This is a genomic window from Limnothrix sp. FACHB-406 (assembly GCF_014698235.1).
In the GTDB taxonomy this organism is placed as follows: Bacteria; Cyanobacteriota; Cyanobacteriia; order CACIAM-69d; family CACIAM-69d; genus CACIAM-69d.
The window spans coordinates 131,845-154,046 of sequence record NZ_JACJSP010000007.1 but is presented as its reverse complement, the minus strand read 5'-3'; the positions used below and the strand labels follow the sequence as shown (position 1 = coordinate 154,046).

Genomic DNA, 22,202 nt, shown 5'->3' with positions numbered 1-22,202 from the left:
AGAAGATTTTTCTGGTTTTTTGGGAGTTCGGGGAAGCGTTGCCGATTTGGACTTGACCTCAAACCCTGATTTCATCATCATTTGAGCGAAATTAGGGATCGATCGCCGCATGGGATTTGCTCGGTTGCCGAAGGGATCGGATCCAAGAATTCCTGTCGGTTTAGAGCGTGTGGATGTCAAAATGTCGGGTTACGGCCCCCCAAGAGACTCCCCAGCCCGGGGCGGCTCTTCCGTCAGGCAAACGAGGCAAAAACTGTGACGAATCAAAAGCAAAACCGTTGGCTCACGAGCGCTGTGCTGTTTTTGGCGCTACTCGCTTTTGTTGGACTGTCGGTGCTGCCCTTGTTGGGAGGCCTACGCCAAACCCCCAATTCTGCCGCCAGCCCGGGAACTAGCCCGGCCAGCTCGGAGCGCGATCGACTCATGAATGAGGCCAAGGGCTATGAGTTGGTGCTGCAACGGGAGCCGGACAATCAAACGGCCCTGCGGGGGCTGTTGGAAGCCAAGCTGAAAATGGGCGATCGCAAGGGGGCGATCGCGCCGTTGGCCAAGCTAGCGGAGCTGAACCCTTCCGAACCGGACTACGGCATTCTGTTAGCCCAAGCCCAGAAAGAGGCGGGGGACTTGGAAGCGGCGGCAGCCACCTACCGCACCCTGCTCGATCGCCAGCCCAACAGCCTCAAGGCCCTGCAAGGATTGGCCACCCTGTTGGTGGAACAGCAGCGCCCCCAAGCGGCCGTGGGTTTGGTGCAGGAGTCGTTGGATCAGGCGATCGCGGCCAATAAAAGCAAGCCCAACAGCGCCGATGTGGTATCAATTCGGCTGCTCTTGGGCGAGGTTTACGTCAAGTTAGAGCGGTATGACGACGCGATCGCTGCGTTTGACAAGGCCCTAGAGGGCAATCCCAAGGATTTTCGACCGGTTTTGGCCAAGGCGATCGTGCTGCGCAACCAAGGCAAGACTCAACAGGCTGAGGAATTGTTTGCAACGGCTGCGGGGTTAGCACCCGATCGATTCAAAGATCAAATTCGCAAGCTGGCGGCCACGGAACCCGGCGCTGAACCAACCCCCGCCGCCAGCCCCAGTCCGTCGCCCGCACAGCCCTAGGCTCTGGTTGTCATTGCCTGAAATCCAGTGAAAGCGGTCGATCGATGCGTAGCCTAACGGCCCCAGACAAGGGGCTTAAGCCCCTTGCCCCAACGATCCGCGCCAACCAACCGGCCTAAGCGCCGCCCGGGCCATCCAAGTCTGCGAAGTCAATTTTGCCATGTACATGGTTGTGGCGAGCGGGGGTTGATTCCTCGCCTTCCATGATGCCGTTGACGGTTTCCGTGAGGGCTTTGGGATCCATAAAGATCACCTTGGAGTTGGGGCTTTCGCTAATGCGCTGGCTAGCGTCCACATAGCGCTGAGCCACCAGGAATTTCACCATTTGCTCCAAGACCCCCTTGTTTTGGGGACGATCCTGCATAGCGGCCGAAATGAGCTGCACCGCTTGCACAATCCCTTCCGCCTCAGAAACGGCGGCCCGCTTGCGCCCTTCCGCTTCGGCAATGGCTGCATCGCGCTTTCCTTCTGCCTCTTGAACGGCGGCTTGACGCTCCCGTTCGGCAATTCGGGCCCGCTCCATGGCGCGATCGATCTCTTCAGGGCGCTTGATGTTTTGGATGGCCACCCGCAGCACCTTGATGCCCCACTCAGTGGTAATGGTATCGAGGCGCTCCAGCAGGTAATTATTCAATTCTTCAATTTTGGAGAAGGTCTCCTCTAGATCAATTTGGCCGAATCGGGCGCGTAATTCCGTCAAAACCAGGTTTCTGAGGGAATCATCTAGATTATCAACGTTGTAGTAGGCGGCTTTTAAGTTAACGATGCGCCAAGAAACGAGGGCATCTACCTCGATCGCCAAGCCGTCTTTGGTGATGACTTGCTGGGGGGCGATATCCAGGTCGCGTTCCCGCACGGTTTCGACAATCAGCGAATCCACGAACGGAATCACAAAGTTCAATCCCGGATCGAGCGTGCGTTGATAGCGACCGAGGCGCTCAACCAATGCTTTATTTCCCTGTTCAATCACCCGAGCGGAGCTGGCAAAATAGCCCAAGCCCACGGCGAGAGAAACGAGTAGCCCCAACACTGCATCCACTTTGATTCACTCCATGCTTAGGTGCGACCGTTGGTTGACGCTGCAACCAATGCCGATATTTGGTCTTGCCACTTTGGTTTTGCCACTCTTAGGGGCATTTGACAAGCGGCCGGGCCCCCTGTGTGGTTGGGGGATGACAGCGATCGCCCCAGAAATCTCCTGGAAGGATCAAAAAATGAATTCAAGATAACCCAAAAAAGATAGTCAAAAAATAATCGAAATTGCTGATTGCGGGGCTTTTCGTGACTCTTGCTGGCTGCTTCAGGAATAGCAGCTTCAGGAATTATGGTCGCCGCCCAGAGCAACATCCTCCAGAAGGGGGGTGGCCGTTGGCCAAATATGCGCTTCAGCCCGCTCGGCTCGCAATCGATCGAGGGTTTCCACAAAATCCCGAATGCCCTGAAATTGCTGATATACCGAGGCAAAGCGCACGTAGGCCACTTCGCTGAGCAATCGCAACCGATCAAGCACCAGTTCGCCTAATTCATTGGTTTTCACTTCCCGAATCGATCGCTGTTGGACTTCCGCTTCAATTTCGTCCACGATCGATTCCAACTGTTCTACGCCAATGCCAGTTTTTTCACAGGCGCGAATTAACCCCCGCAGTAGCTTTGAGCGATCGAACGATTCCCGCCGCCCGTCTCGCTTGACCACCGCGATCGGCACAAATTCCACCCGTTCGTAGGTTGTGAAGCGCCGTAAACAAGCCAAACACTCGCGCCGCCGCCGAATGCTTTGTCCGCCTTCCGCCGCCCGCGATTCAAGCACCCGACTATCCGTGTGATGGCAGAACGGACACCGCACAGGCATCACCCCTCATAACAGAACCCGAGTGACAAACCGTGCGATCGAGTTGCCCCACAGACCCTCCATCCAAACGATTCATCACTCGGGTTGAACGGTGATCATGGTCGATCGAGCCACCGAAGGGCTAGCTCCCAACCCTAGATTGGGCGATCGGGCCAACGATCCAAATATCAATACAGCCGATATGGCCAATACAGCCCCTGGCGCTAATGTCGCCAAGCCGAATGTCGGGAAGCTCAATATCGTGAGGCTCCGTGCAATCAAGCTCAACGCAGCCCATGCGGCCAAGCCTTGCCTACTTGCCAATCCGAGGAGGCTCGCGGAAGGCAATTGCAAAAAACAACGTCCCGATCGCCAACGCCAAAATCAAAATGTAGGCAACGCTTTCCATCGTTCATTTCCTAACAACTTTTCCTCAGTCTATCAAGCAAGGGTCGAAAACGTTCAGTTTCCAAAATCCCGTCAAATCAGGATTTACAACCTGCAACAATCTTCTGAAAAGGAACTTCCGAAAAAGAACTTTCGAAAAAACCTGGGGCTGGCACTGAAGACAAGCTGCCCAGGGCGATCGGCCCCACTGCCCAACACCCCCAAAACACAGCGGGAGAGCCTGGAATCCCAGACTCTCCCGTTAATTTTTGGGCTACCAAGGAGTCAGAGTCTGACCCTTAGCACCCCAAAGCTAGAGTGACCAAAGCCAAGCCCTAGACCGACTCCTTACGGGTGGTCAAGTCGCCCAGTTTTTGGAACGCACCAAACTCGATTTGTTCGCCCAGGTCAGCTTCAATCCCAGCAAACACGTCGCGGAACAGCGTCCGAGCACCGTGCCAGATGTGACCAAAGAAGAACAGCAGCGCAAACGAAGCATGGGCGAAGGTGAACCAACCGCGAGGGCTGGTGCGGAACACGCCATCTGCATCGGTGGTGTCGAACTCAAACGGTTCGCCCAACTGCGAACGGCGAGCCAACCGCTTCACATCCGCCGGGTTGGTGAAGGTTTGGCCGCCCAGCGCACCGCCGTAGACCTTAGCCGTGACACCGCTTTGCTCAACACTCAGCCTCGATTCTGCACGACGGAACGGAATGTCCGCACGCACCACACCATCCGCATCGGTCATCACAACCGGGAAGGTTTCGAAGAAGTTCGGCAGACGGCGCACGTTCAGTTCGCGACCTTCAGCATCGGTGAACACCGCGTGACCCAGCCACTTCTTGGCCATGCCGTCGCCGCTGTTCATCTTGCCGACGCGGAACAGACCGCCCTTGGCGGGGCTATTGCCCACGTAGTCATAGAAAGCCAGCTTTTCGGGAATTGCCGACCAAGCTTCATCCAAGCTCTTGCCAGCCGCCACATCGGTTTGAACGCGACGTTGGATTTCCTGTTGGAAGTAGCCGCTATCCCACTGATAACGGGTGGGGCCAAACAGTTCGATCGGGGTGGTGGCGTTGCCGTACCACATGGTGCCCGCAACCACGAAGGCCGAGAAGAACACCGCAGCGATACTGCTCGACAGCACGGTTTCGATGTTCCCCATCCGCAGGGCCTTGTAGAGGCGCTCGGGCGGACGGACGCTCAGATGGAACAGACCGGCAATAATCCCGACAATCCCCGCAGCGATGTGGTGGGCCACAATCCCGCCGGGGTTAAAGGGGTTAAAGCCATCGGGACCCCACTCGGGCGCAACGGGCTGGACATGGCCAGTGATGCCATAGGGGTCAGACACCCACATCCCTGGTCCAAACAGACCCGTGAGGTGGAATGCACCGAAACCAAAGCAGAGAAGACCAGACAAGAACAGGTGGATGCCGAACATCTTCGGCAAGTCGAGGGCGGGTTCGCCCGTGCGGGGATCGGTGAACAGTTCCAAATCCCAGAACACCCAGTGCCAAACGGCTGCCAAGAACAGCAGACCCGAAAGGACGATGTGGGCAGTTGCTACGCCTTCAAAGCTCCAGAAGCCGACGTTGGTGGCAGTTTCACCCGTGACGCTCCAGCCGCCCCACGATTCGGTCACGCCCAAACGCGCCATGAAGGGCAGCACGAACATGCCTTGCCGCCACATGGGGTTCAGAACGGGATCGCTCGGATCGAAGTTGGATAGCTCAAACAGCGCCATGGAACCGGCCCAGCCGGCCACAAGCGCTGTGTGCATTAGGTGTACGGCAATCAGTCGGCCTGGGTCATTCAGGACGACTGTATGCACTCGATACCAGGGTAGTCCCATTGACTACGGCCTCCTCAATCGTTGGTGATACAGCAGTGCAGTAAATCGATCGCCTGTTATGGAAGTCGCGATGCAGTTTCTCGAAAGAATCCGTTAAGGCAGTTATCTAAAAAAGTGTATAGAGTCCACATACCGATCGCAAGCAAACGGGGAGGCCGATCGCCCTGTGATGGCGGCAATGGGTGATTGGCAGGGGAATGCGCCAGCCGTTGTTGACGGTTGGGGATCGAGACCGTGGCGATCGGGGAAACCCTAGAACTGGCCGGCTTTTTGGGTTTGAAAGTGGGCTTGGGCCAGGCTCAGCCGTTCGATTACCTGGTCGGCGCTGATTAAACGGGTGAGCAGCACTTGCCCGATCGGCTGATTGAAGTTGCCGTCACCCGTGGTGGTCGGTTCGGGCTTGACCTCGATGGTGACGATGCTGGACTCGGCCCGATACAGCCAGAGCACTTCGTCCTGCTGGGTGATGGAGAGGTGGGTGCGTTCAATGCGGGGCCCGCGTCGCCAAGCGATGGTACTCCAGGGGCCATCGGTGCTCCAAACGCGCCCAACAACCCACCCGTCCGCAAGAAAGAAATATTTCCAAGATTCAGTGCTGTTCATGGCTGTCCCCGGGGAGGCGATCGCAAGTCCGCGCTCAACTTATCACCAATTCACGGCGGGTTGTTGACAGCATCGGGAGTGATTGTCGAGGCTTGGCAGCCGTTGGGCAAGGGGAGGGGAGCGGCGGCCACAACGCGATCGCCCAAGTCCGCTTGGCGGGCCCAAAGAGTTGCGCCGCTGGCGAGAGAACTGTTGGGATTGCTGCGGCCCAGGGTACAGATTTTGAGTTCCACCCAGGTCAGTCCCGGTGGCGGCCCAGAGGGGCGATCACCGGTTGGCGGGTTGGTGATCGGGGTGGCCGTTGGGGCGGCTGTTGTGGGGACGGGGGCGATCGGCAAGGAAATGCGCAGAATTTGAATGGTGCTGTTGGGGGGTAACCAACCAACCAGGGTGGTTCGATCGGGCCCGTATAACCCCAGGGCGGCAGCTTGGGGCTTGATTTGCAGCACCTCGCCCACGTTCAGAGCCATCGGGCTGGGTACGGGGCTGGGTGTGGTGTTGATCCCACTGGGCGAGGCGATCGGGGTGGGGCTAGGAGCCGGGGTATTGGGGGCATTGGCATCGACCAGTTGCCGCACCAGGGGCATGATCACCAGGGCCAACAGCCCACCGCCGAAAATGACTAGGGCCAACAGGCTGAACCAGCGGCCAACCCAGGGCGATCGAACCAGGGGCGATCGGCCCTCAGGGGGAATTGGCGAGGGTTCCACCGAGGGGGTCACCAGTTCCGTTTGGGGCATTTTGGCCACCACCGAGGGCAACAGGTCATCCCCTTGGAAACTATTGGGGTGATTGGGGTTGGCGGCGGGCGAAACCTCCAATTCTCGATCGAGCGGTGGACTAGGAACCATCACGGGGCGGCGCAGGCGGGCTGGATCCGGCACGAGCTGGCGCGTGGCTCCAATTTGCACCAGGCTGATGGTGGCGTTGTCGTGGCCATTGTGTTGATTGGCGAGGGCGATCATTTGGGCCACGGTTTGACCGGGATCCCCTTGGCCCCAACGCACCGGGAACTGGTCACGCCACGATCGCTCGATCAGGTCAAAATCGCTCACCCCATCGGAGCAGAGGACGATCGCGCAATCCTCGTCCAGCACCATGCGGCGTACGCTGGGATAAAGTTGCTCAGAATTGCCCATGCCCAAGGCCTGTACCAGGGCCCCGGCTGCGCTGATTTGCAACAAATCTCGATAGAACCCGAGACCCAAACGGGTTTCGCGGGTAGCCAGGTCATCATCCAAGGTCAAGGCATAGCAGCCCGTGGGCGTGATTTGATAAGCGCGGCTATCGCCCACATGGGCAATGTACAGCCATCGATCGATCACCAGGGCCAAAACCACCGTGGTGCCCATCCGTTGGCGCTCGGCTCGCCCCTCCTGCACATTACGTTGGGTAATGACGGCATTGGCCAGCCCGATCGCCCGCAGCAGGGTGGCATTCACCAACTCAGGACTCGGGGGGGCTTGGGCGGCGGCTTCCACAAAGGGCACTAGCTCGGTGGTGAGCTGTTCGATCGCCCAACGGGAAGCCACGTCCCCGCCCTCATGGCCCCCTAGCCCATCGCAGACGATCGCCAAGCCCAACCGCTGCCCTCGGGTCTGATCTTGGCTGAAGGGATAGCAAGCATCTTCATTGCGCGATCGGCTCGGCCCCGGGTCGCTCAGGCTGGCCACGGCCAGCTCCACGGGCGCATCCTGGGCCGCCACTTGGGTGATGAGCTGCTCCAAATTCGCCACCAGAGTCGGCGGATCGCAATTACCCAACGCCACCTGTTGCAACAGGGGCGACACCAAAGATTCCAAGGCCGGATGGGGCCGCAGCCGTTGCACCCACCAGCGCCCCCACTCGGCCCAACTGGGCGATCGCCCCGCATTGTCCTTCAGGGCCAGCAACCGCACCCAGCCGCTCCCCACCCGCAACCGCTCCGGCTCCAACAGGGTGGCCGTAACTCCCGCGTCTTGCAAGGGTTCCCAGAGCCGCGCCACTTGCCACAGCCAATTCAGTTGGCGCAGGGGTGTGGCCTTGGCCCATTGGTCAACTAACTTTGGCAGCAGGGATCCATCGGGGCCGATCGGGGCCCCTTCAAGCAACAAAATGGCTTCCCGGCTAAAGTTCGACTGTTTGACAACGCCGTAAATTTGGGGCACTTGGGGCCGATGCTCCACCAGCCGCAAATAGCTGAGAAGCAGGCGCGTCACCTCCCCAGGCACTTCGGGTACTTGGCCTGGCTTGCCGTCCAAAAAGCGCCGATCGCCCAAGTAGTAGTAGCGATTGGCGAGCCAAGTGCCGGGAGCCAGCGACCGCAGGTCGGATCCAATCCCGTAGAGGTATAGATGCAGCAGCGGAGCACCACAGGCAGCACAGACCTTGGCCGAGGCGGGATTCCCGTGACCGCAGTGGGAATTACTGCATTCGATCGACCCGATCGGCACCGTCATAGCTCCTCAATTGCTGCTCCCTAACGGGCCGTTAAGGGCGCAAACTCCGTCAGAATGCCATACATTGCCCAAATGGCCATCGGTCGCAGGTAGGTACTGGCCCGGAAGGTGTTTTGAGCCGTGATAGCCTCCGGCGTTCGGAATTGCAAGCCCCCGCTATAGATTTGGTTCACAACGGCGGCGGCCACTTCCATGGCTTCCTGCTGGTAGCCCATTTGCAACCAAAAGGCCGCTAGCCCAAAGTTAATTCCTGTCCAGACTTCTAGGGGGTGGGTGGCCTTCGGGTTTTCGGGGGAACCATCGGGCAACACGCCGTTAGCTACCCCCAGGTTAGGCAGGTCGTGGGGAATGTTCCACCCCAGTTCCCGGGCCCGATCGCTCCGACAGAAGGCGTTGAACTTGACGAAACAGGAGTCATAAACCGTTTCGATCGTCCTGCGAACGGCGGCGCTGTCCACCACATCCGGCAGCCCCAGCAATCGGGCATAGAACTGACCACAAAGCTGATCCGCCATCACCACGTCGGAACCGCTGCCGGTGTCGAGGCGATAGGATTGCCCGTTCCAGAGGGCCAGATGATAAACCGATCGGGCTTGGGTGAGCCAGTCTTGGTAGGTGGCTAGGGTGGCCGCCAAGCGGGGGCGATCGAGGGCGGCGCGGGCCCGGTCTGATTCATAGGTTAAATCATCCAAATCCGCTTCCAGCAGCACTTGCCCGATCGCGATCGCCGCTTCCAAGGCCGCAATCCACAGGCCGCCGCAGTAGGCACTCACGCCCACCAGTCGCCAATCATCAAAGGTTTGGTCGGGTGCGCCGGAGTTTTCGGGAATGCCGTCGCCGTCTTGGTCAAAGGTTTTTAGGTAAGCGAGCGATCGCTCCACCGAATCCCAGCAGTCCACCAAGAATTGCCGATCGCTGGCTCCCGTGAGTTGATAGTCCCGGTAGACCTGCAACACGAAATCGCAGGGTAAATCCTTCCACAGGTTGCAATCCTGATAGCTGGTGTAGTTGGTGGCTTCCCAGGGATGTTCGTTCGGTGCGCCCAAATCATGGGGGGTGGCATCGGCAATCTTCCGAACCGCCGCCGCCCGGTTATAGCCAATAATTCGAGGGGTGGCATCGGCCGTGGGAATTGCCCGCGCAAAGGCTCGCATCACGGACTTTTCCAGCTCGGGCCACAGCAACAGCAGCCCAAAGGAACCATAGAGCCGCACATCTAAACTTTCATACCAGCGGTAATCCAGACATTCGGCCACGGCGAATTGGCCCTTGGGATCTCGCTCATCGGCGGCACTCCAAACGGTGGCCCCGGCCGTCAGGTCGTATAGCTCATTGAGAAGGCCCATTTTGAACCAATCGGGCCAGTCGGGGCGATCGAGTACGGGTTTTTGCCAGGCAATGATCCCTTCGCGCCAGGCATCGTAATGCTTCAGGGCGGTGCGGGCGATCGACCAGGCCCCTTGACCATTGCGCCCGAAAAAGTCCGTGTAGCGCCGATAGTAGGTCACGCCGGCCTTGAATTCCGTGGTGGGAAAGTCCCAAGCCAAAATGAAGGGAATTTTGCGGGTTTTGCCGGGTCGGAGGGTGAAGCGAACGGCGATCGCCGCGCCAATCCGTTCACCGGCCTTGGCGGGCCGATCGTCGCTTTCGTCGGACAGGTCACCCGATCGGGAAAAATCGCGCCACAGATCCGAACCATCGCCGGCCGGATTCCAGCGGGTGTGGTGAAACACCTCCACCGCCGGGTTTTGCACCGTCATCAAGGCCCATTGGCCCATCCCTTCGGCCAAAGGGCGATCGCCCGGATCAATCAAGCCTTCTAAGTTCAGGAGCGTGCAGCCCACCCGCGAGAAATCTTCAATCCAGCGGTTAAAGTTCCCTTCGCTCTCGCCCCAACGGGGTTGATATTCATACTCGGGGCTGCCGTCGTCCCGCACCGTAATTTCGGGATTCTTGAGGGCATTGGTGAACCAACCCACCGTGTTTTCCCAACTGAGCAAAATACTGACTGTAATGGGGCGATCGGTGGGGTTGTGGGCCGTCCACTCAAACACCGCCACGGGATAGCTGGTTTCTTGGTAGTTGCCCGCCAAAATCGGTGAAAACTGTTCGCAGGTGAGGTGGGTCTGCAACACGTTTTCGTAGGTGAACCAACTGCGCGGGTAGAGCGCCGAGTAAGTGCCCGTTGAGCGCTCGGCCGTGGAAGCGGGATACCAAGCCCAATCCCCCAGACTGCCATCGGCGGGTGGTTCGCTGCTGAGGGCATAGGTTCGGGGTAAGTCGCCCTCTGCTTGCTCAAAAACCGCAAACTGACAGCCGGGCAGGTTGGCAAACACATGCTCCCCGCCGTCCATGTGCCAAAAGTTAAATTCACCCCGAGGCGATCGACCCAAGGAGCCGGCCCCAAACCCACCCAAGGGCGCACCATGCCAGGGGCCATCGTCCAAATTGCTGGCATAGCGGACGGTGTAAGGACGTTCCCAACCAAGGCCGATCGGGCGGCTCCAAGCGCATGGGGGGATCGACCCGGCGGAGGGGTGACCGGTGGGGGGCGCGATCGGGGTCGCGGGGGAATTGTTTGTGGGATTTGCCTGAACCATGCCCAGAATTCTAAGGTCTTTTGTTCGATCGCGCCTAGGACTTTGGTTGAAGATTCGACGGTTAATCAGCGTCTGACGCGAAGATCACTTGACGAGAAGATCACCCCGATCCCCACCCCCATGCCCGATCGCCCGGTGGCTCCCACCTTGTGTCTGAGGTCTGTTCTCCAGTACAACGGGGATGGATGATTCTGCAACCAACATTCACCCATTCCCGATCGTCGTTCAACCAATCGCTGTTCAATCGATCGCGGTTGAATGACAAGAAAAATTCGAGTCGCTTAGCACTCCAGTCAGAGTCAAGAATTCAGTTTAAGAACTCAATCCACTTTTGATGAGCTTGCTATGGAAAGCTGGGCCTATTTGCACTATGCCCTGGCGTTAGAGGCGCTGGATGCCCCGGAACACCTGGAAGACCAAGATCAGGGAACTGATCAGGTCACCGATCGGGCAACGGGGCAGCTCAATCGAATCACCTCGGGCCGAATGCTTCTGGGGGCGATCGCCCTTGGGGTGTTGTCTTGGCCGCTTCTGGCCGAAGGGGCCCAGGCCTATAACAGCCTGCGATTTGGCGATCGGGGCTTGGCGGTTCAAAATCTTCAGCAACTGCTCAAGGGGGCCGGGCTGGAAGTGCCGATTACCGCTGAGTTTGACAGCGCCACGGAACTGGCCCTGCGCAATTACCAACGGCGCACCGGCAAGCTCACCCCCACGGGCGTGCTCGATCGCACCAGCACCATGATGTTGATGGCGGCCAACGGTGCGCCCGCCCGCCAAACGCCCGCCCCCTACTTGGTGCGCGGCGACCAGGGCCCTTCGGTGCAAGTTCTGCAATGGCGACTGCGACAGGCCAGCACCTTTAACCTGCCCCTGTTGGTGACTGGAACCTTTGACGAAGCCACCCGCACCGCCCTGTTGACCTATCAGGCCCAGCACCGATTGCCAGGAACCGGCGTGTTGGACTTGGAAACCCAAGCCAAGCTTGATGCGGAAACAGTGGAGCCACGCAATCCTTGGCGATCAGACGGCCGCGGCGACACGGGCAACACGAACGATCGGGGGAATCAGCCGGGTGGTTGGCAGCCGGTGATTAACCGTCCGCGCCCCGTGGCTCCGGTAGTGCTGCCCCCGAGCGCTCGCCCCAGCTCCGAGGTGAACACAGGAAGTTATGGAACCCTGACCGCGCCGATCTATGGGGGCGAAACGAGCGATCGCGTGGCCACCCTCCAAGGCAAGCTGCGCACCCTGGGCTTCCAAAAATCGCGCACCAATACGGGCCATTTTGGCAAAGTCACCCAAACGGCCCTGGTTGCCTTCCAGCGATCGCGTCGCATTCCCGCCACCGGCTACGTGGATGCAACCACGGTCAATGCCCTGGCCACCGTGCCCGTTTCCGGCCGCCGAGGCTCTCCCTATTTGCCCGTGAAGCGCCATGTGCGCCGGGCCCGAAACTGGGTGCGACCCGCGACCGATTCCAGTTGGCAGCCTGTTTATAATCCCTGTTGCGTGCGAATCTGTGGCTCTGGCTATGGCGGCTGGCAGTGATTCAGTAGTGATTCTAATTGCAGTTGAGTCTGTGCCCCCGGTTGCGGACGCTTCGGATTGCTTAGGTTCGGATTCTTTGGATTCTTAGGTTTGGCAAATTATCTATGGAAAGTCTTGGCTATCCCCACTTGGCAGCGGCCTACCGGTCTGATTTCCTGGAACTCCCGTCCCTAGAAGCGGCCCTCAGTCGGGCGATCGCCTGGGAGCGGCTGTCGTCCCAAGGTTGGTTGCGCTTTTTGTCGCTGCTGTTGACCGTCAGCATTCTGGGCGCGGCGATCGGCCCGGCCCTGGCCGCTGAGCAGGCGGGTGAAACCCTCCGCAGTGATGGCGGTGGCGGCGGCGTGGGCGACGGCCCCGCCTTCGTCAATCCCGATCGCCCCGTCACCAAGCCCCTGCCACCCATCACCGTTCGCCCTTGCCCCACCTTCAAAACCATCAGCAGCTACGTTTACCGCCCCCCTTATCTTCGCAATAGCGGCGGATGGGGCGCAGGAGCCGGCCCCTGCTATAGCTGTGTGGGCGGTCGCAACGTTAACACCAGTCGTTTGCAACAGCGGCTGAAAGACTTGGGCTATTTCCGCTTTCGGGTCACGGGGTATTACGGCCCGATCACCGAAGCGGCGGTCAAGCGATTCCAACGGGACTCTGGCTTAGTTCCTGACGGAGTAGCCGGGCCGCGCACCAAGGCGGCTCTGGGTCTGCTGGGCTAGGTTTGACGCGATCGCCCTAACCCAAATCCCGCTCCAGGGCGATCGCCCATTGGGCCGCGATATCAATTTGGGTGAAGGGAATTTTCATGGCTGGGCCGCTGTCCTTGCGCACCAGCTCCAAAATCACCTGCTTGGCTTGAGTGGGATATTTCTCGGGGTTGATCGCCTGGCCATCGGCCATGAGCACCACGCCCTGCACTTGCTCCAGGGAAAGCCGTTGCACCTCGATCGGCCCCTTGCGGTTGGGAATGCCCCAAACCAATTCACGACCCTTTTGGCCCAAGACGGCGTAAATGTCGTATTTGGCGCGATCGAACCCTTTTGCCCAAATTTTGTAAGCCTCTAGCCGTTGGTATTCATTCCAACCGGCATAGGCGAGACCAATAAACAGCCCCAGGAGGGGCAGCCACATCAAACCATGTTCCATAGGGCCGTTGCGGGGGTGCGAATTGGATAATTTGGGAGATGATCTTGCTGATTTTACGGGTCTTGTGGATGTTGTGGATCGCCTAGGTTTGAGTACCTCATGATTTTGATCTAAGGCTGCAACTCAAAATTCTTATCAAAATTTCACTTGAACGAATTAAAAATTTCTGAACTTAATCAATATTAAGTGTTAAGCAAGTTAAAATGATTAACCTAAAATAAAAGTCTTAACTTATTTTCTGAACCATGCCTTATTCACTTTCTAAAGTAGCCAAGCTTAAAAAAATAGGTTCAAAATGGGAATTTCAGTCGGAGGCAAACCTCGAAGACTTCCTGTATTTATGCTTAGATAAAATGCTAGGTGTTACTCCATTAAAAAGACAGTTTCCTATTGGTGGTCAGTTCTGCGACATCTTGGCTGTAGATTCTGATAAAAGACTACTCATTGTGGAACTTAAAAATCAAGAAGACCGATATGTTGTCAATCAAGTATCTCGATATTACGACGCTTTACTAGAAGAGAAGCCGTTGGCTGATTTTGTTGACTACTCTAAGCCTATTAAAATCTTAATAATCTCCCCTGTCTTTCACAGAGATAATCTAATTGACAGAAAGTATAGTTGTTTAGATATTCATTTTTTAACATTTGATTTGTCTATAAAATCTGAAAGTCTCATATTCACTCTCCACAATTTAGAAAATAATGAGTCATCTTCGATCACTGTCTCATATGAGCAGGAATCACAGGAGCGGTTAGTTCAAGAACCACCAAGACGACTGTTGAAATTACTGACTGATGTTGCAGAAACTGAACGACAATTCATTTTGAATGCAAGAGAACAAATACTCGGATTTCATCACCAAATGAAGGAGATACCTATTGGCAATAATATTTTGTATGGCTCTAGTAAAACCAGACCTTGCGCTGAATTGAGATATGATGAAAGCCGCAAAACACCAGCCTTGTTTCTGTGGCTACCGCATGTTACATCAAGAACAATGGGTGCCAGAAAAATTATTGCTAGGATGAAGATCTGGACAGATTGGCTATCAGTAACTTCATTAGGGCATGTTCCAAAGGGGAACGGAAGGATGGTGAGTTATGAAGAATTGTGGCTGGGATCAGTTCGACCTCTGAATAAATTACTACCTCCTAATTATGGGGTGTATTCTGTTGAGAGATACTTTACCGATAAGGATTATCGAGAGCAGTTTGTCGAAAAAAGATATAAGGATCAAACTCTAAATCCGCACTATAAGTCAGGTTTGGCAATGCCCATAAAAGGATATCTCTCCTTAATTAAGAACGAAGAAGAAATATCATCCCTGCAAGACTTAATAAACTTGGCACTAGAAGCTTGGCTAGAGAAAATTTAGTACTAGGTGATCTATCTTTGCGCTAGATTGCCACTAGTTTTGCTGTTGTTGGGTTTCGTACCTCAACCCAACCTACAAGATCACTTCTGTTTCCCTTATCCTGAACTGACGTTTAAAACTGCTCTACCACGCACTGTCAAGGTGCTCATTAGGCGAGGTAATTGCTATGACTAATTAACTCAATTACCAGTTAATTTAGTTTAATTTAGTCCAATGTGAGCGTTAACCAATCGCCCACTTGCAACATCCTAGATTCTTTGTTGACAGAGGCAGAATTGGGGTCGATCGCCGGAACTTGGGTATTGATGGCCAATCGGTAGAAGTGATTAAAACGCGATCGCTCGGCCCAAGGTGGCAGGGTGATTTGGCGCTGGGCCATGAAGGTTTTTTGAAATTGAGCCGTGGGTTCGCCGGTTTGGCTGTTTCGGGTGGGGACAATGCAGCGTTGACAGGGATTCGTGCCCAGAAATGGCACTGCGCCAACTTGAAACGGGATCCCGTTGCCAGCGGTGCTGTAGAGCTGTTCTTCCCAAAAAGGCTCCACCTCGTCAATTTCCAGGTTGGTTCGCAGCCGATCGCGTAGTTCCGCGACGGTCAAATCTGGAAACCAACTGGCCACCGCTGCGATCGACCCTGTGCTAATCAAGGTGGGGCCCCAAGCGGCCGGATCATCGGGAAAGCCGGCCTCGTGGTTTTGGGCAATGGTGACCGGTTGCTGAAAATAGTCGCTGAACCAGGTGGCTAATGCTGCCCGATCGCGATCTAAATGGAAGGTGGCGGCGGGTTGAGAGCCTGCTTGTAAGCGCAGGGTGACGAGACGTTGGGCTAGGTCAAAGGTCGATCGAATTTGGTGAATGGCGGCGTTGCGTTTGCCGTTAATGAACTTGCCTTGGGCATCGAGCAGGGCAAATTCCCGATCGCCCACTAAGGATCCAGCCGCCGTCAGGGCAACCCGATCGACCGCGACACCATCCAAGGACTTGATCGGAAACAGGGTGATGCGGGCCAGCCTCGGGTAGGTGGACATGGGGGAATAGAGGGGGGATCGATGGGGCAACTGGCACTAGCTGGCCTGGGCAGACTGCTGATCGTAGCCGTAAAAATCGATCCGATAGTCAGCGATCTTGACCCCCGTTTGGGCCTCGATTTGGGCAATCAGCTCCGGTGGCAGGGTCACATGCACGTCAACAATTCGGCCGCTGTCTAAGCAGTTGATGTGGCTGTGGGGGTCGCTGATGTTGCCGTACAGACGACCATCAGCCCGATCAATACATTCCACAATGCCGTTACGGGCCAAGGCTTCCAGGTTTTGGTAAACCGAGGTGTGGCCAATGTCTTTGCCCCGCCGATTCAGTCGGTCATAAATTTCCCGTGCCGATAGGTGCTCCTGATCGTCCCATAGCAGTTCCAAGATGAAGCGGCGCTGGCGACTGACGCGCATTCCCAGGGTTTGGCAGCGTTCTAGGGCATCATCAAGCGATCGAATGGGTTTCACGGGCGGCTTCTCAGCAGAACGGGTTAGACAACTGGGTTTGAGGGCAGGTTCAGGGACGGGCGAGAGCGCGGACGGTCTCTTGACAGCGGCGGGCCGTTCGATGCCGGGGGTGGCTGTCAGGGGTGTAAACCGCTGGGGGATGGGCGATCGGGGCTGGCGTTGTTGCGAGCCTCTACCACATCAGGGGGCTATCTCATACCCGGACTGATTTGATTTTAGCGCACCTCTTGGAAACAAGGGTTTGGTGCGAATGGAATGCTCCCATGGACTGTCTGGGCGGTTCAGTCGATCGCGCTGCTGATTAAACCGCCCATTGAGCCAAATCACTGGTGGTTAAGACTCCAGGGCACTGCCTGCGGGGCCGATCGCCGCCACGGCCGTTTCCAGGGCGATCGCCGCGTGGGTCCAGTGGGTTCCCCCTTGGAAATAGGCCACATAGGGCGCGCGCAAGGGCCCATCGGCCGACAGCTCTGAGGTGCTGCCTTCAATGAAGGTGCCCCCAGCCATCACCACTTGGTCTTCATAACCGGGCATCACGGCCGGCACGGGATCCACGTAGGAATCGATCGGGGAAGCCTGTTGCACTGCCCGGCAAAAGGCAATTACCTTTTCGGCACTGCCCAGCTTCAAGGCCTGGATGATGTCGCTTTGGGCTGCGTCCGGAGCCGGATTCACCGGATAGCCCAGGTTGGCAAACACCCGCGCTGCTAGGTAATTGCACTTGAGCGCTTCTCCCACCATTTGGGGAGCCAAGAACAAACCCTGATAGAGCAGTCGGTGTTGGTCGAAGGCCGCCCCGCCCTCGGAACCAATGCCGGGAGCCGTTAACCGACAGGCCGCTTGCTCCACAAGATCAGCCCGGCCGGCCACATAGCCGCCAGCGGTGACGATCGTGCCGCCGGGGTTTTTGATCAAGGAGCCGGCCATCAGGTCTGCGCCCACGGCGGTCGGTTCGTTGTCTTCCACAAATTCGCCGTAGCAGTTGTCCACAAAGCAAATCGTGTTCGGATTCTGGGCCTTCACGATCGCCACGATCCGGCCAATGTCGGCAACGGAGAGACTGGGTCGCCAGTCATAGCCACAGGATCGCTGGATCGTGACCATCTTTGTTTCTGGACGGATTGCTTGGGCCAGGGCTTCCCAATCGATCGTCCCGGCCGGAGTCAAATCCAATTCCCGGTAGGTGATCCCAAAATCCATCAGGGATCCTTGACCGCTGCCCCGCTTGCCAATCACCTCTTCCAGGGTGTCGTAGGGTTTGCCGGCTACGGACAGCAGCTCATCGCCGGGCCGCAGCACCCCAAAGAGGGCACAGGCGATCGCGTGGGTTCCCGACACAATTTGCACTCGCACGATCGCGGCTTCGGCCTGGAGGGCCCGGGCCATGACTCGATCGAGCGTGTCCCGACCCAAATCATCGTGGCCATAGCCCGAAACCCCCGCAAAATGGTGGGCCCCCACTCGTTCCGCCCGAAACGCATCCAGCACACGCTTCAGTTTGACCTGCACCGCGCGATCGATTTGCCCGAATCGGGGCCCCAACTCCTCCACCGCTTGTTGCACCACCGCCGCCGCATCCACCGTGACACCGCCCTTGGTGGCCTGATCCATCTGAATCCCCATGACCGAACTAACCCCAAATGGCTTGAATTTTCGTAATTGCGCCCAAAAAATTGCCAAAATTAGGCAAGCTTTCCAAAATACCGCTCCGGTGCTCAATCAAGATCACCAACAACCCAAAATTGAGGGGCAAAGATGCACTGATCAAGGTCAAAACACGACCAATCTGAGCCGGTTGATCGCCCGTGATCCCCAATGTTTTCAGGGATTCCTGACTTAGACTGGCGTTGATCCCCGGCTTGATCGCGATCGAAAGGTTTCGCGATCCCAAAAATTCCCTAAACCCCCGATCGCGATCGAGCCGCCCCTCTGCGGCTGCTGCCGATTCCTAGATTTCGCAGCGCCAACCCACACTACCGCTGAATTTCGGTCAACCTGGATGCTCAGTCCATTGTGAAGAAATTCAAATAGGAAATGATACGCTGATTTAGCGCATCGATGACATAGGTAATTGAATGACTGCCGCAACGTCCGCACAGAACTTGCGCCCAGACTGGGGCGTAATTATCTTTATGACGGCGATGCACATCGCAGCCGTCGTGGCATTTCTGCCGCAAAACTTTAGCTGGGCAGCCGTTGGCCTGATGATCTTCCTCCACTGGGTGACGGGCGGCCTCGGAATTACCCTTGGGTGGCATCGCCTCGTCACCCACCGCAGTTTCGAGGTTCCCAAGTGGTTGGAGTACTTCTTCGTGTTCTGTGGAACGCTCTCCTCCCAAGGTGGCCCCATCTGGTGGGTTGGTTTGCACCGCCACCACCACCTGCATTCGGACACCGATCCGGATCATCATGATTCGACCAAGGGTTTCCTCTGGAGCCACATCGGTTGGATGATGTACGAAGTGCCCGCCGAAAGCGAAATTCCCCGCTTCACCAAGGATATCGGCGACGATCCTTTCTATAAATTCCTCGATCGTTACTTCCTGCTGCTGCAAATTCCCCTCGCCGCCATTCTGTACCTGATGGGTGGATGGTCGTTTGTGCTCTGGGGCATCTGCGTGCGGATGGTTTCCCTGTGGCATTGCACTTGGCTGGTGAACAGCGCCACCCACAAGTTTGGCTATCGCACCTTTGAAGACTCAGGCGATCGCTCCACCAACTGCTGGTGGGTGGCGCTCCTGACCTACGGCGAAGGCTGGCACAACAACCACCATGCCCATCAATACTCCGCTCGCCATGGTTTGGCTTGGTGGGAAATTGATGCCACTTGGATGACGATCCAACTGTTGCAGTTCTTGGGCTTGGCGAAGAACGTCAAGTTGGTGAAGGCGGAATCGTAACTTGGAGTGAGCGGCCGTTCAGCCCTGATCGCTTGACAACGGTTTGAGGAAAATTCTGATTCAATCCCAGCTTGGCCCCAAAAGCTTCAAAGCTTGATTCAAGAATTGTCTTTAGTCGTTTTAACTCAACGATCTTTAAAACCAGTTGATTAGCCCTCTTTCGCTGTACGGTTGAAAATCCCTACCATTCAATTGCAAATTGATCGACGGGTTGGTTTATTTCTGTCGAACTCAACCCGCGATTAAGCTTTCAGTCTTAAAGCAGTACCCATGGGAGTGCTGCTTTTTTGTTGCCCATGAATTGGGTTGACATGAATTGGGTTGACATGAATTGGGTTGATGGGTTGTTTTGTTCATGAGGCCACCCTCAAAGGAACTCAACCAGCCGCCATGAGATCGCCGGAGATGAATAGCGCTGAAAATCCATAGCGCTGGCTTCTCACTGCCCAATTGAAAAGAAGGGGTTTGGGGATGAGGGTTTCTTGCGGATTTGTGCAAAAGATCCAGCGAAGCCAGCCCCTCCAGAATCACCGTTCATGCAAAATCGGCTGGAAACTAACTGCCTGTGGCATAGCTCCCAACCGATTTACTTTTGAGTTGGCCTGGGTTATGGAGGGATCGTTACACCTACAAGTTGGGTAACGATTCCCTGAACCATGCCCGGGACAAGGGTTGTGGGCGAGACTTAATAGTCGAAGTCGCCGCCGCCCATACCAGCGCCAGCGCCAGCAGCTTCCTTCGGTTCGGGCTTGTCAACCACAATGCACTCGGTGGTCAGCACCATCGCCGCGATCGAGGCAGCGTTTTGCAGGGCCGAGCGGGTCACCTTGGCGGGGTCAACGATCCCGGCTTCAAACATGTCTACGTATTCGCCGCTCGAAGCGTTGTAGCCCACGTTGAAGTCTTTTTCCATCACGCGCTCAGCGATCACCGCGCCGTTTTGACCGGCGTTTTCAGCAATCCGCTTCAGGGGAGCCGTCAGGGCACGAGCCACGATCAGTGCGCCGGTTAGCTCTTCATCCTTCAGGTTGGCATTTGCCCAATCGGTCAGACTAGGAGCCAGGTGTGCCAGGGTTGTACCACCACCGGGCACGATGCCTTCTTCAACGGCCGCCTTGGTGGCGTTGATCGCATCTTCCAGACGCAGCTTGCGATCCTTCATTTCGGTTTCGGTGGCCGCGCCAACCTTCACCACTGCCACACCGCCAGCCAGCTTGGCCAGACGCTCTTGCAGTTTTTCCTTGTCGTAGGAAGATTCAGTTTCTTCCATTTGACGGCGGATTTGCTCGCAACGGGCCTTCACTTCGGCTTCGTTGCCATCGGCCACGATCGTGGTGGTGTCCTTGGTGATCGTGATCCGGCGGGCTTGACCCAGTTGCTCCAGCTTGGTGCTGTCGATCTTCAAGCCAGCATCTTCGGTGATCAGTTGACCGCCGGTCAGGATGGCGATGTCTTCCAGCATGGCCTTGCGGCGATCACCGAAGCCAGGAGCCTTCACAGCGGCCACGTTCAGCACGCCACGCAGACGGTTCACCACCAAGGTGGCCAGGGCTTCCTTCTCGATGTCTTCAGCGATGATCAGCAGGGGCTTGCCAGCGCGAGCGGCTTGCTCCAGGATCGGCACCAGGTCTTGCACCAGGGTGATTTTCTTGTCAGTCAGCAGGATGAAGGGGTTATCCAGCACTGCTTCCATCCGCTCGGTGTCGGTAGCAAAGTAGGGCGAGATATAACCCTTGTCGAAGCGCATCCCTTCGGTGACTTCCAGCTCAGTCGTCATCGACTTGCCTTCTTCCAGGGAGATCACGCCTTCTTTGCCCACTTTGCTCATGGCATCGGCGATCATTTGGCCAACTTCTTCGTCGTTGCCGGCGGAGATGGCTGCCACTTGCGAGATGGCTTTGGAGTCGTTTTCGGGGACTTGGCGAGCGTGGGCCTTGATTTGATCCACCAGGTAAGCGACGGCCTTTTCAGTACCGCGCTTCAGGGTGATGGCGTTGGCACCGGCGGCCACGTTGCGCAGACCTTCTTTAACGATCGCGTGGGCCAACACGGTGGCGGTGGTGGTTCCGTCGCCCGCTGCGTCGTTGGTTTTGGAAGCGGCTTGGCGAATCAGGGCCACGCCGGTGTTTTCCACGTGATCTTCCAGTTCAATTTCTTTGGCGATCGTCACACCATCGTTGATGATTTGAGGTGCGCCAAATTTCTTTTCGAGCACGACGTTGCGACCCTTGGGACCCAAGGTGACGGCCACGGCTTCCGCCAGGATGTCCATACCGCGCTCAAGGGCACGACGGGCGTTTTCGTTGTAGATAATCTTCTTAGCCATGATCTGCCTGTTGGAGATTGAAGAATGAGGAGTTTTGCGAAACCCAGGATTGGGCTGGTTAGTCCGGTGTAGCGATAGCCGGTTTGGCGATCGGCTTAACCGGGGCGATCGAGCCGAGGAACCGTCAACCCTTGAAGAGCAGCCCTTAAAGAGCAGCGGTCGATCGGGACGGCTCGGGCCATGGCTTAATTAGCCAACAACCGCCAGGATGTCTTTTTCAGAGAGCAGGACGTAATCTTCGCCGCCCAGCTTGATATCCGTGCCAGCGTACTTGGAGTAGAGAACTTTGTTACCAGTGCTGACTTCGGGAGCTTGGCGGCTACCATCATCGTTGCGCTTGCCAGGGCCCACAGCGACGACTTCGCCAACTTGGGGCTTTTCTTTGGCGTTATCGGGCAGGAGAATACCGCCAGCGGTCTTTTCTTCAGCGGCGGCGACTTTGACCAATACGCGATCGCCCAAAGGAGTCACGGTCGATACGCTCAACGATACGGCTGCCATACAGAATCTGTCTCCAGAGGTTTGAAGTGAAAAGCTAGACCAATGGTGAAGCGGATAGGCGAAAGGCTGAAAACCCATGGTTACGCAGTGCTAACTGCGCGGT

Annotated in this window: 19 protein-coding genes; 5 read left to right on the top strand and 14 right to left on the bottom strand. The window is 56.8% G+C overall.

Annotation, left to right across the window (positions count from 1 at the left end):
* Nucleotides 1–255: 255 nt before the first annotated feature.
* A complete protein-coding gene (locus H6G53_RS09475) occupies nt 256–1,107 on the top strand; it encodes a lipopolysaccharide assembly protein LapB (protein ID WP_099532323.1) in 852 nt (283 codons plus the stop codon).
* A 115-nt stretch (nt 1,108–1,222) separates the two neighbouring features.
* Here the strand turns inward: H6G53_RS09475 and H6G53_RS09470 are convergent, their stop codons facing one another.
* The 7 genes from H6G53_RS09470 to H6G53_RS09440 form a co-directional block, all read right to left on the bottom strand.
* Entirely contained in the window at nt 1,223–2,146 is a 924-nt protein-coding gene (locus H6G53_RS09470) for an SPFH domain-containing protein (protein WP_190532311.1), read from the bottom strand.
* Nucleotides 2,147–2,422: 276 nt separating this feature from the next.
* On the bottom strand, nt 2,423–2,950 hold the full coding sequence (gene nrdR, locus H6G53_RS09465) for a transcriptional regulator NrdR (protein WP_099532355.1): 528 nt from the start codon (nt 2,948–2,950) through the stop codon (nt 2,423–2,425).
* Nucleotides 2,951–3,248: 298 nt separating this feature from the next.
* Nucleotides 3,249–3,344 carry a photosystem II reaction center protein T gene (locus tag H6G53_RS09460; RefSeq protein ID WP_037216787.1) on the bottom strand — a complete coding sequence of 32 codons (96 nt, stop codon included), beginning with the start codon at nt 3,342–3,344 and terminating at the stop codon, nt 3,249–3,251.
* A 313-nt stretch (nt 3,345–3,657) separates the two neighbouring features.
* Nucleotides 3,658–5,178 carry a photosystem II chlorophyll-binding protein CP47 gene (gene psbB / locus H6G53_RS09455; RefSeq protein ID WP_190532308.1) on the bottom strand — a complete coding sequence of 507 codons (1,521 nt, stop codon included), beginning with the start codon at nt 5,176–5,178 and terminating at the stop codon, nt 3,658–3,660.
* Between the two features lie 252 nt (nt 5,179–5,430).
* A complete protein-coding gene (locus tag H6G53_RS09450) occupies nt 5,431–5,781 on the bottom strand; it encodes a hypothetical protein (RefSeq protein WP_099532320.1) in 351 nt (116 codons plus the stop codon).
* Between the two features lie 50 nt (nt 5,782–5,831).
* Nucleotides 5,832–8,219: a protein phosphatase 2C domain-containing protein gene (locus H6G53_RS09445; protein ID WP_190532306.1), complete on the bottom strand. Its 2,388-nt coding sequence runs from the start codon at nt 8,217–8,219 to the stop codon at nt 5,832–5,834.
* Nucleotides 8,220–8,239: 20 nt separating this feature from the next.
* Nucleotides 8,240–10,819, bottom strand: coding sequence for a GH116 family glycosyl hydrolase (locus H6G53_RS09440; RefSeq protein WP_190532303.1), 2,580 nt, complete (start codon nt 10,817–10,819; stop codon nt 8,240–8,242).
* A 345-nt stretch (nt 10,820–11,164) separates the two neighbouring features.
* Between H6G53_RS09440 and H6G53_RS09435 the strand changes: the two genes are divergently transcribed.
* Both H6G53_RS09435 and H6G53_RS09430 read left to right on the top strand, forming a co-directional pair.
* Nucleotides 11,165–12,364: a peptidoglycan-binding protein gene (locus tag H6G53_RS09435; protein WP_190532299.1), complete on the top strand. Its 1,200-nt coding sequence runs from the start codon at nt 11,165–11,167 to the stop codon at nt 12,362–12,364.
* A 104-nt stretch (nt 12,365–12,468) separates the two neighbouring features.
* A complete protein-coding gene (locus tag H6G53_RS09430; protein ID WP_190532296.1) occupies nt 12,469–13,074 on the top strand; it encodes a peptidoglycan-binding protein in 606 nt (201 codons plus the stop codon).
* 16 nt (nt 13,075–13,090) lie between these two features.
* Here the strand turns inward: H6G53_RS09430 and H6G53_RS09425 are convergent, their stop codons facing one another.
* Nucleotides 13,091–13,501 carry a hypothetical protein gene (locus tag H6G53_RS09425; RefSeq protein WP_099533734.1) on the bottom strand — a complete coding sequence of 137 codons (411 nt, stop codon included), beginning with the start codon at nt 13,499–13,501 and terminating at the stop codon, nt 13,091–13,093.
* A 245-nt stretch (nt 13,502–13,746) separates the two neighbouring features.
* On the opposite strand from H6G53_RS09425, the gene H6G53_RS09420 reads away from it, so the two are divergent.
* On the top strand, nt 13,747–14,877 hold the full coding sequence (locus tag H6G53_RS09420) for an endonuclease NucS domain-containing protein (protein ID WP_190532293.1): 1,131 nt from the start codon (nt 13,747–13,749) through the stop codon (nt 14,875–14,877).
* A 205-nt stretch (nt 14,878–15,082) separates the two neighbouring features.
* Here H6G53_RS09420 and H6G53_RS09415 read toward each other — a convergent pair whose 3' ends face one another.
* From H6G53_RS09415 to H6G53_RS09400, 4 genes are all read right to left on the bottom strand, one after another.
* A complete protein-coding gene (locus H6G53_RS09415; protein WP_190532290.1) occupies nt 15,083–15,904 on the bottom strand; it encodes an MOSC domain-containing protein in 822 nt (273 codons plus the stop codon).
* 36 nt (nt 15,905–15,940) lie between these two features.
* A complete protein-coding gene (locus H6G53_RS09410; RefSeq protein WP_347278305.1) occupies nt 15,941–16,372 on the bottom strand; it encodes a Fur family transcriptional regulator in 432 nt (143 codons plus the stop codon).
* A gap of 333 nt (nt 16,373–16,705) precedes the next feature.
* Nucleotides 16,706–17,953: a methionine gamma-lyase family protein gene (locus tag H6G53_RS09405; protein ID WP_190532403.1), complete on the bottom strand. Its 1,248-nt coding sequence runs from the start codon at nt 17,951–17,953 to the stop codon at nt 16,706–16,708.
* A 49-nt stretch (nt 17,954–18,002) separates the two neighbouring features.
* On the bottom strand, nt 18,003–18,263 hold the full coding sequence (locus tag H6G53_RS09400; RefSeq protein ID WP_190532287.1) for a hypothetical protein: 261 nt from the start codon (nt 18,261–18,263) through the stop codon (nt 18,003–18,005).
* A 184-nt stretch (nt 18,264–18,447) separates the two neighbouring features.
* Between H6G53_RS09400 and H6G53_RS09395 the strand changes: the two genes are divergently transcribed.
* Entirely contained in the window at nt 18,448–19,272 is an 825-nt protein-coding gene (locus tag H6G53_RS09395) for an acyl-CoA desaturase (RefSeq protein ID WP_190532284.1), read from the top strand.
* 685 nt (nt 19,273–19,957) lie between these two features.
* Here the strand turns inward: H6G53_RS09395 and groL are convergent.
* Together groL and groES are read right to left on the bottom strand one after the other, a co-directional pair.
* Nucleotides 19,958–21,598: a chaperonin GroEL gene (gene groL, locus H6G53_RS09390; RefSeq protein ID WP_099533724.1), complete on the bottom strand. Its 1,641-nt coding sequence runs from the start codon at nt 21,596–21,598 to the stop codon at nt 19,958–19,960.
* A gap of 189 nt (nt 21,599–21,787) precedes the next feature.
* Entirely contained in the window at nt 21,788–22,099 is a 312-nt protein-coding gene (gene groES / locus H6G53_RS09385; RefSeq protein ID WP_099533722.1) for a co-chaperone GroES, read from the bottom strand.
* Between the last annotated feature and the right edge of the window lie 103 nt (nt 22,100–22,202).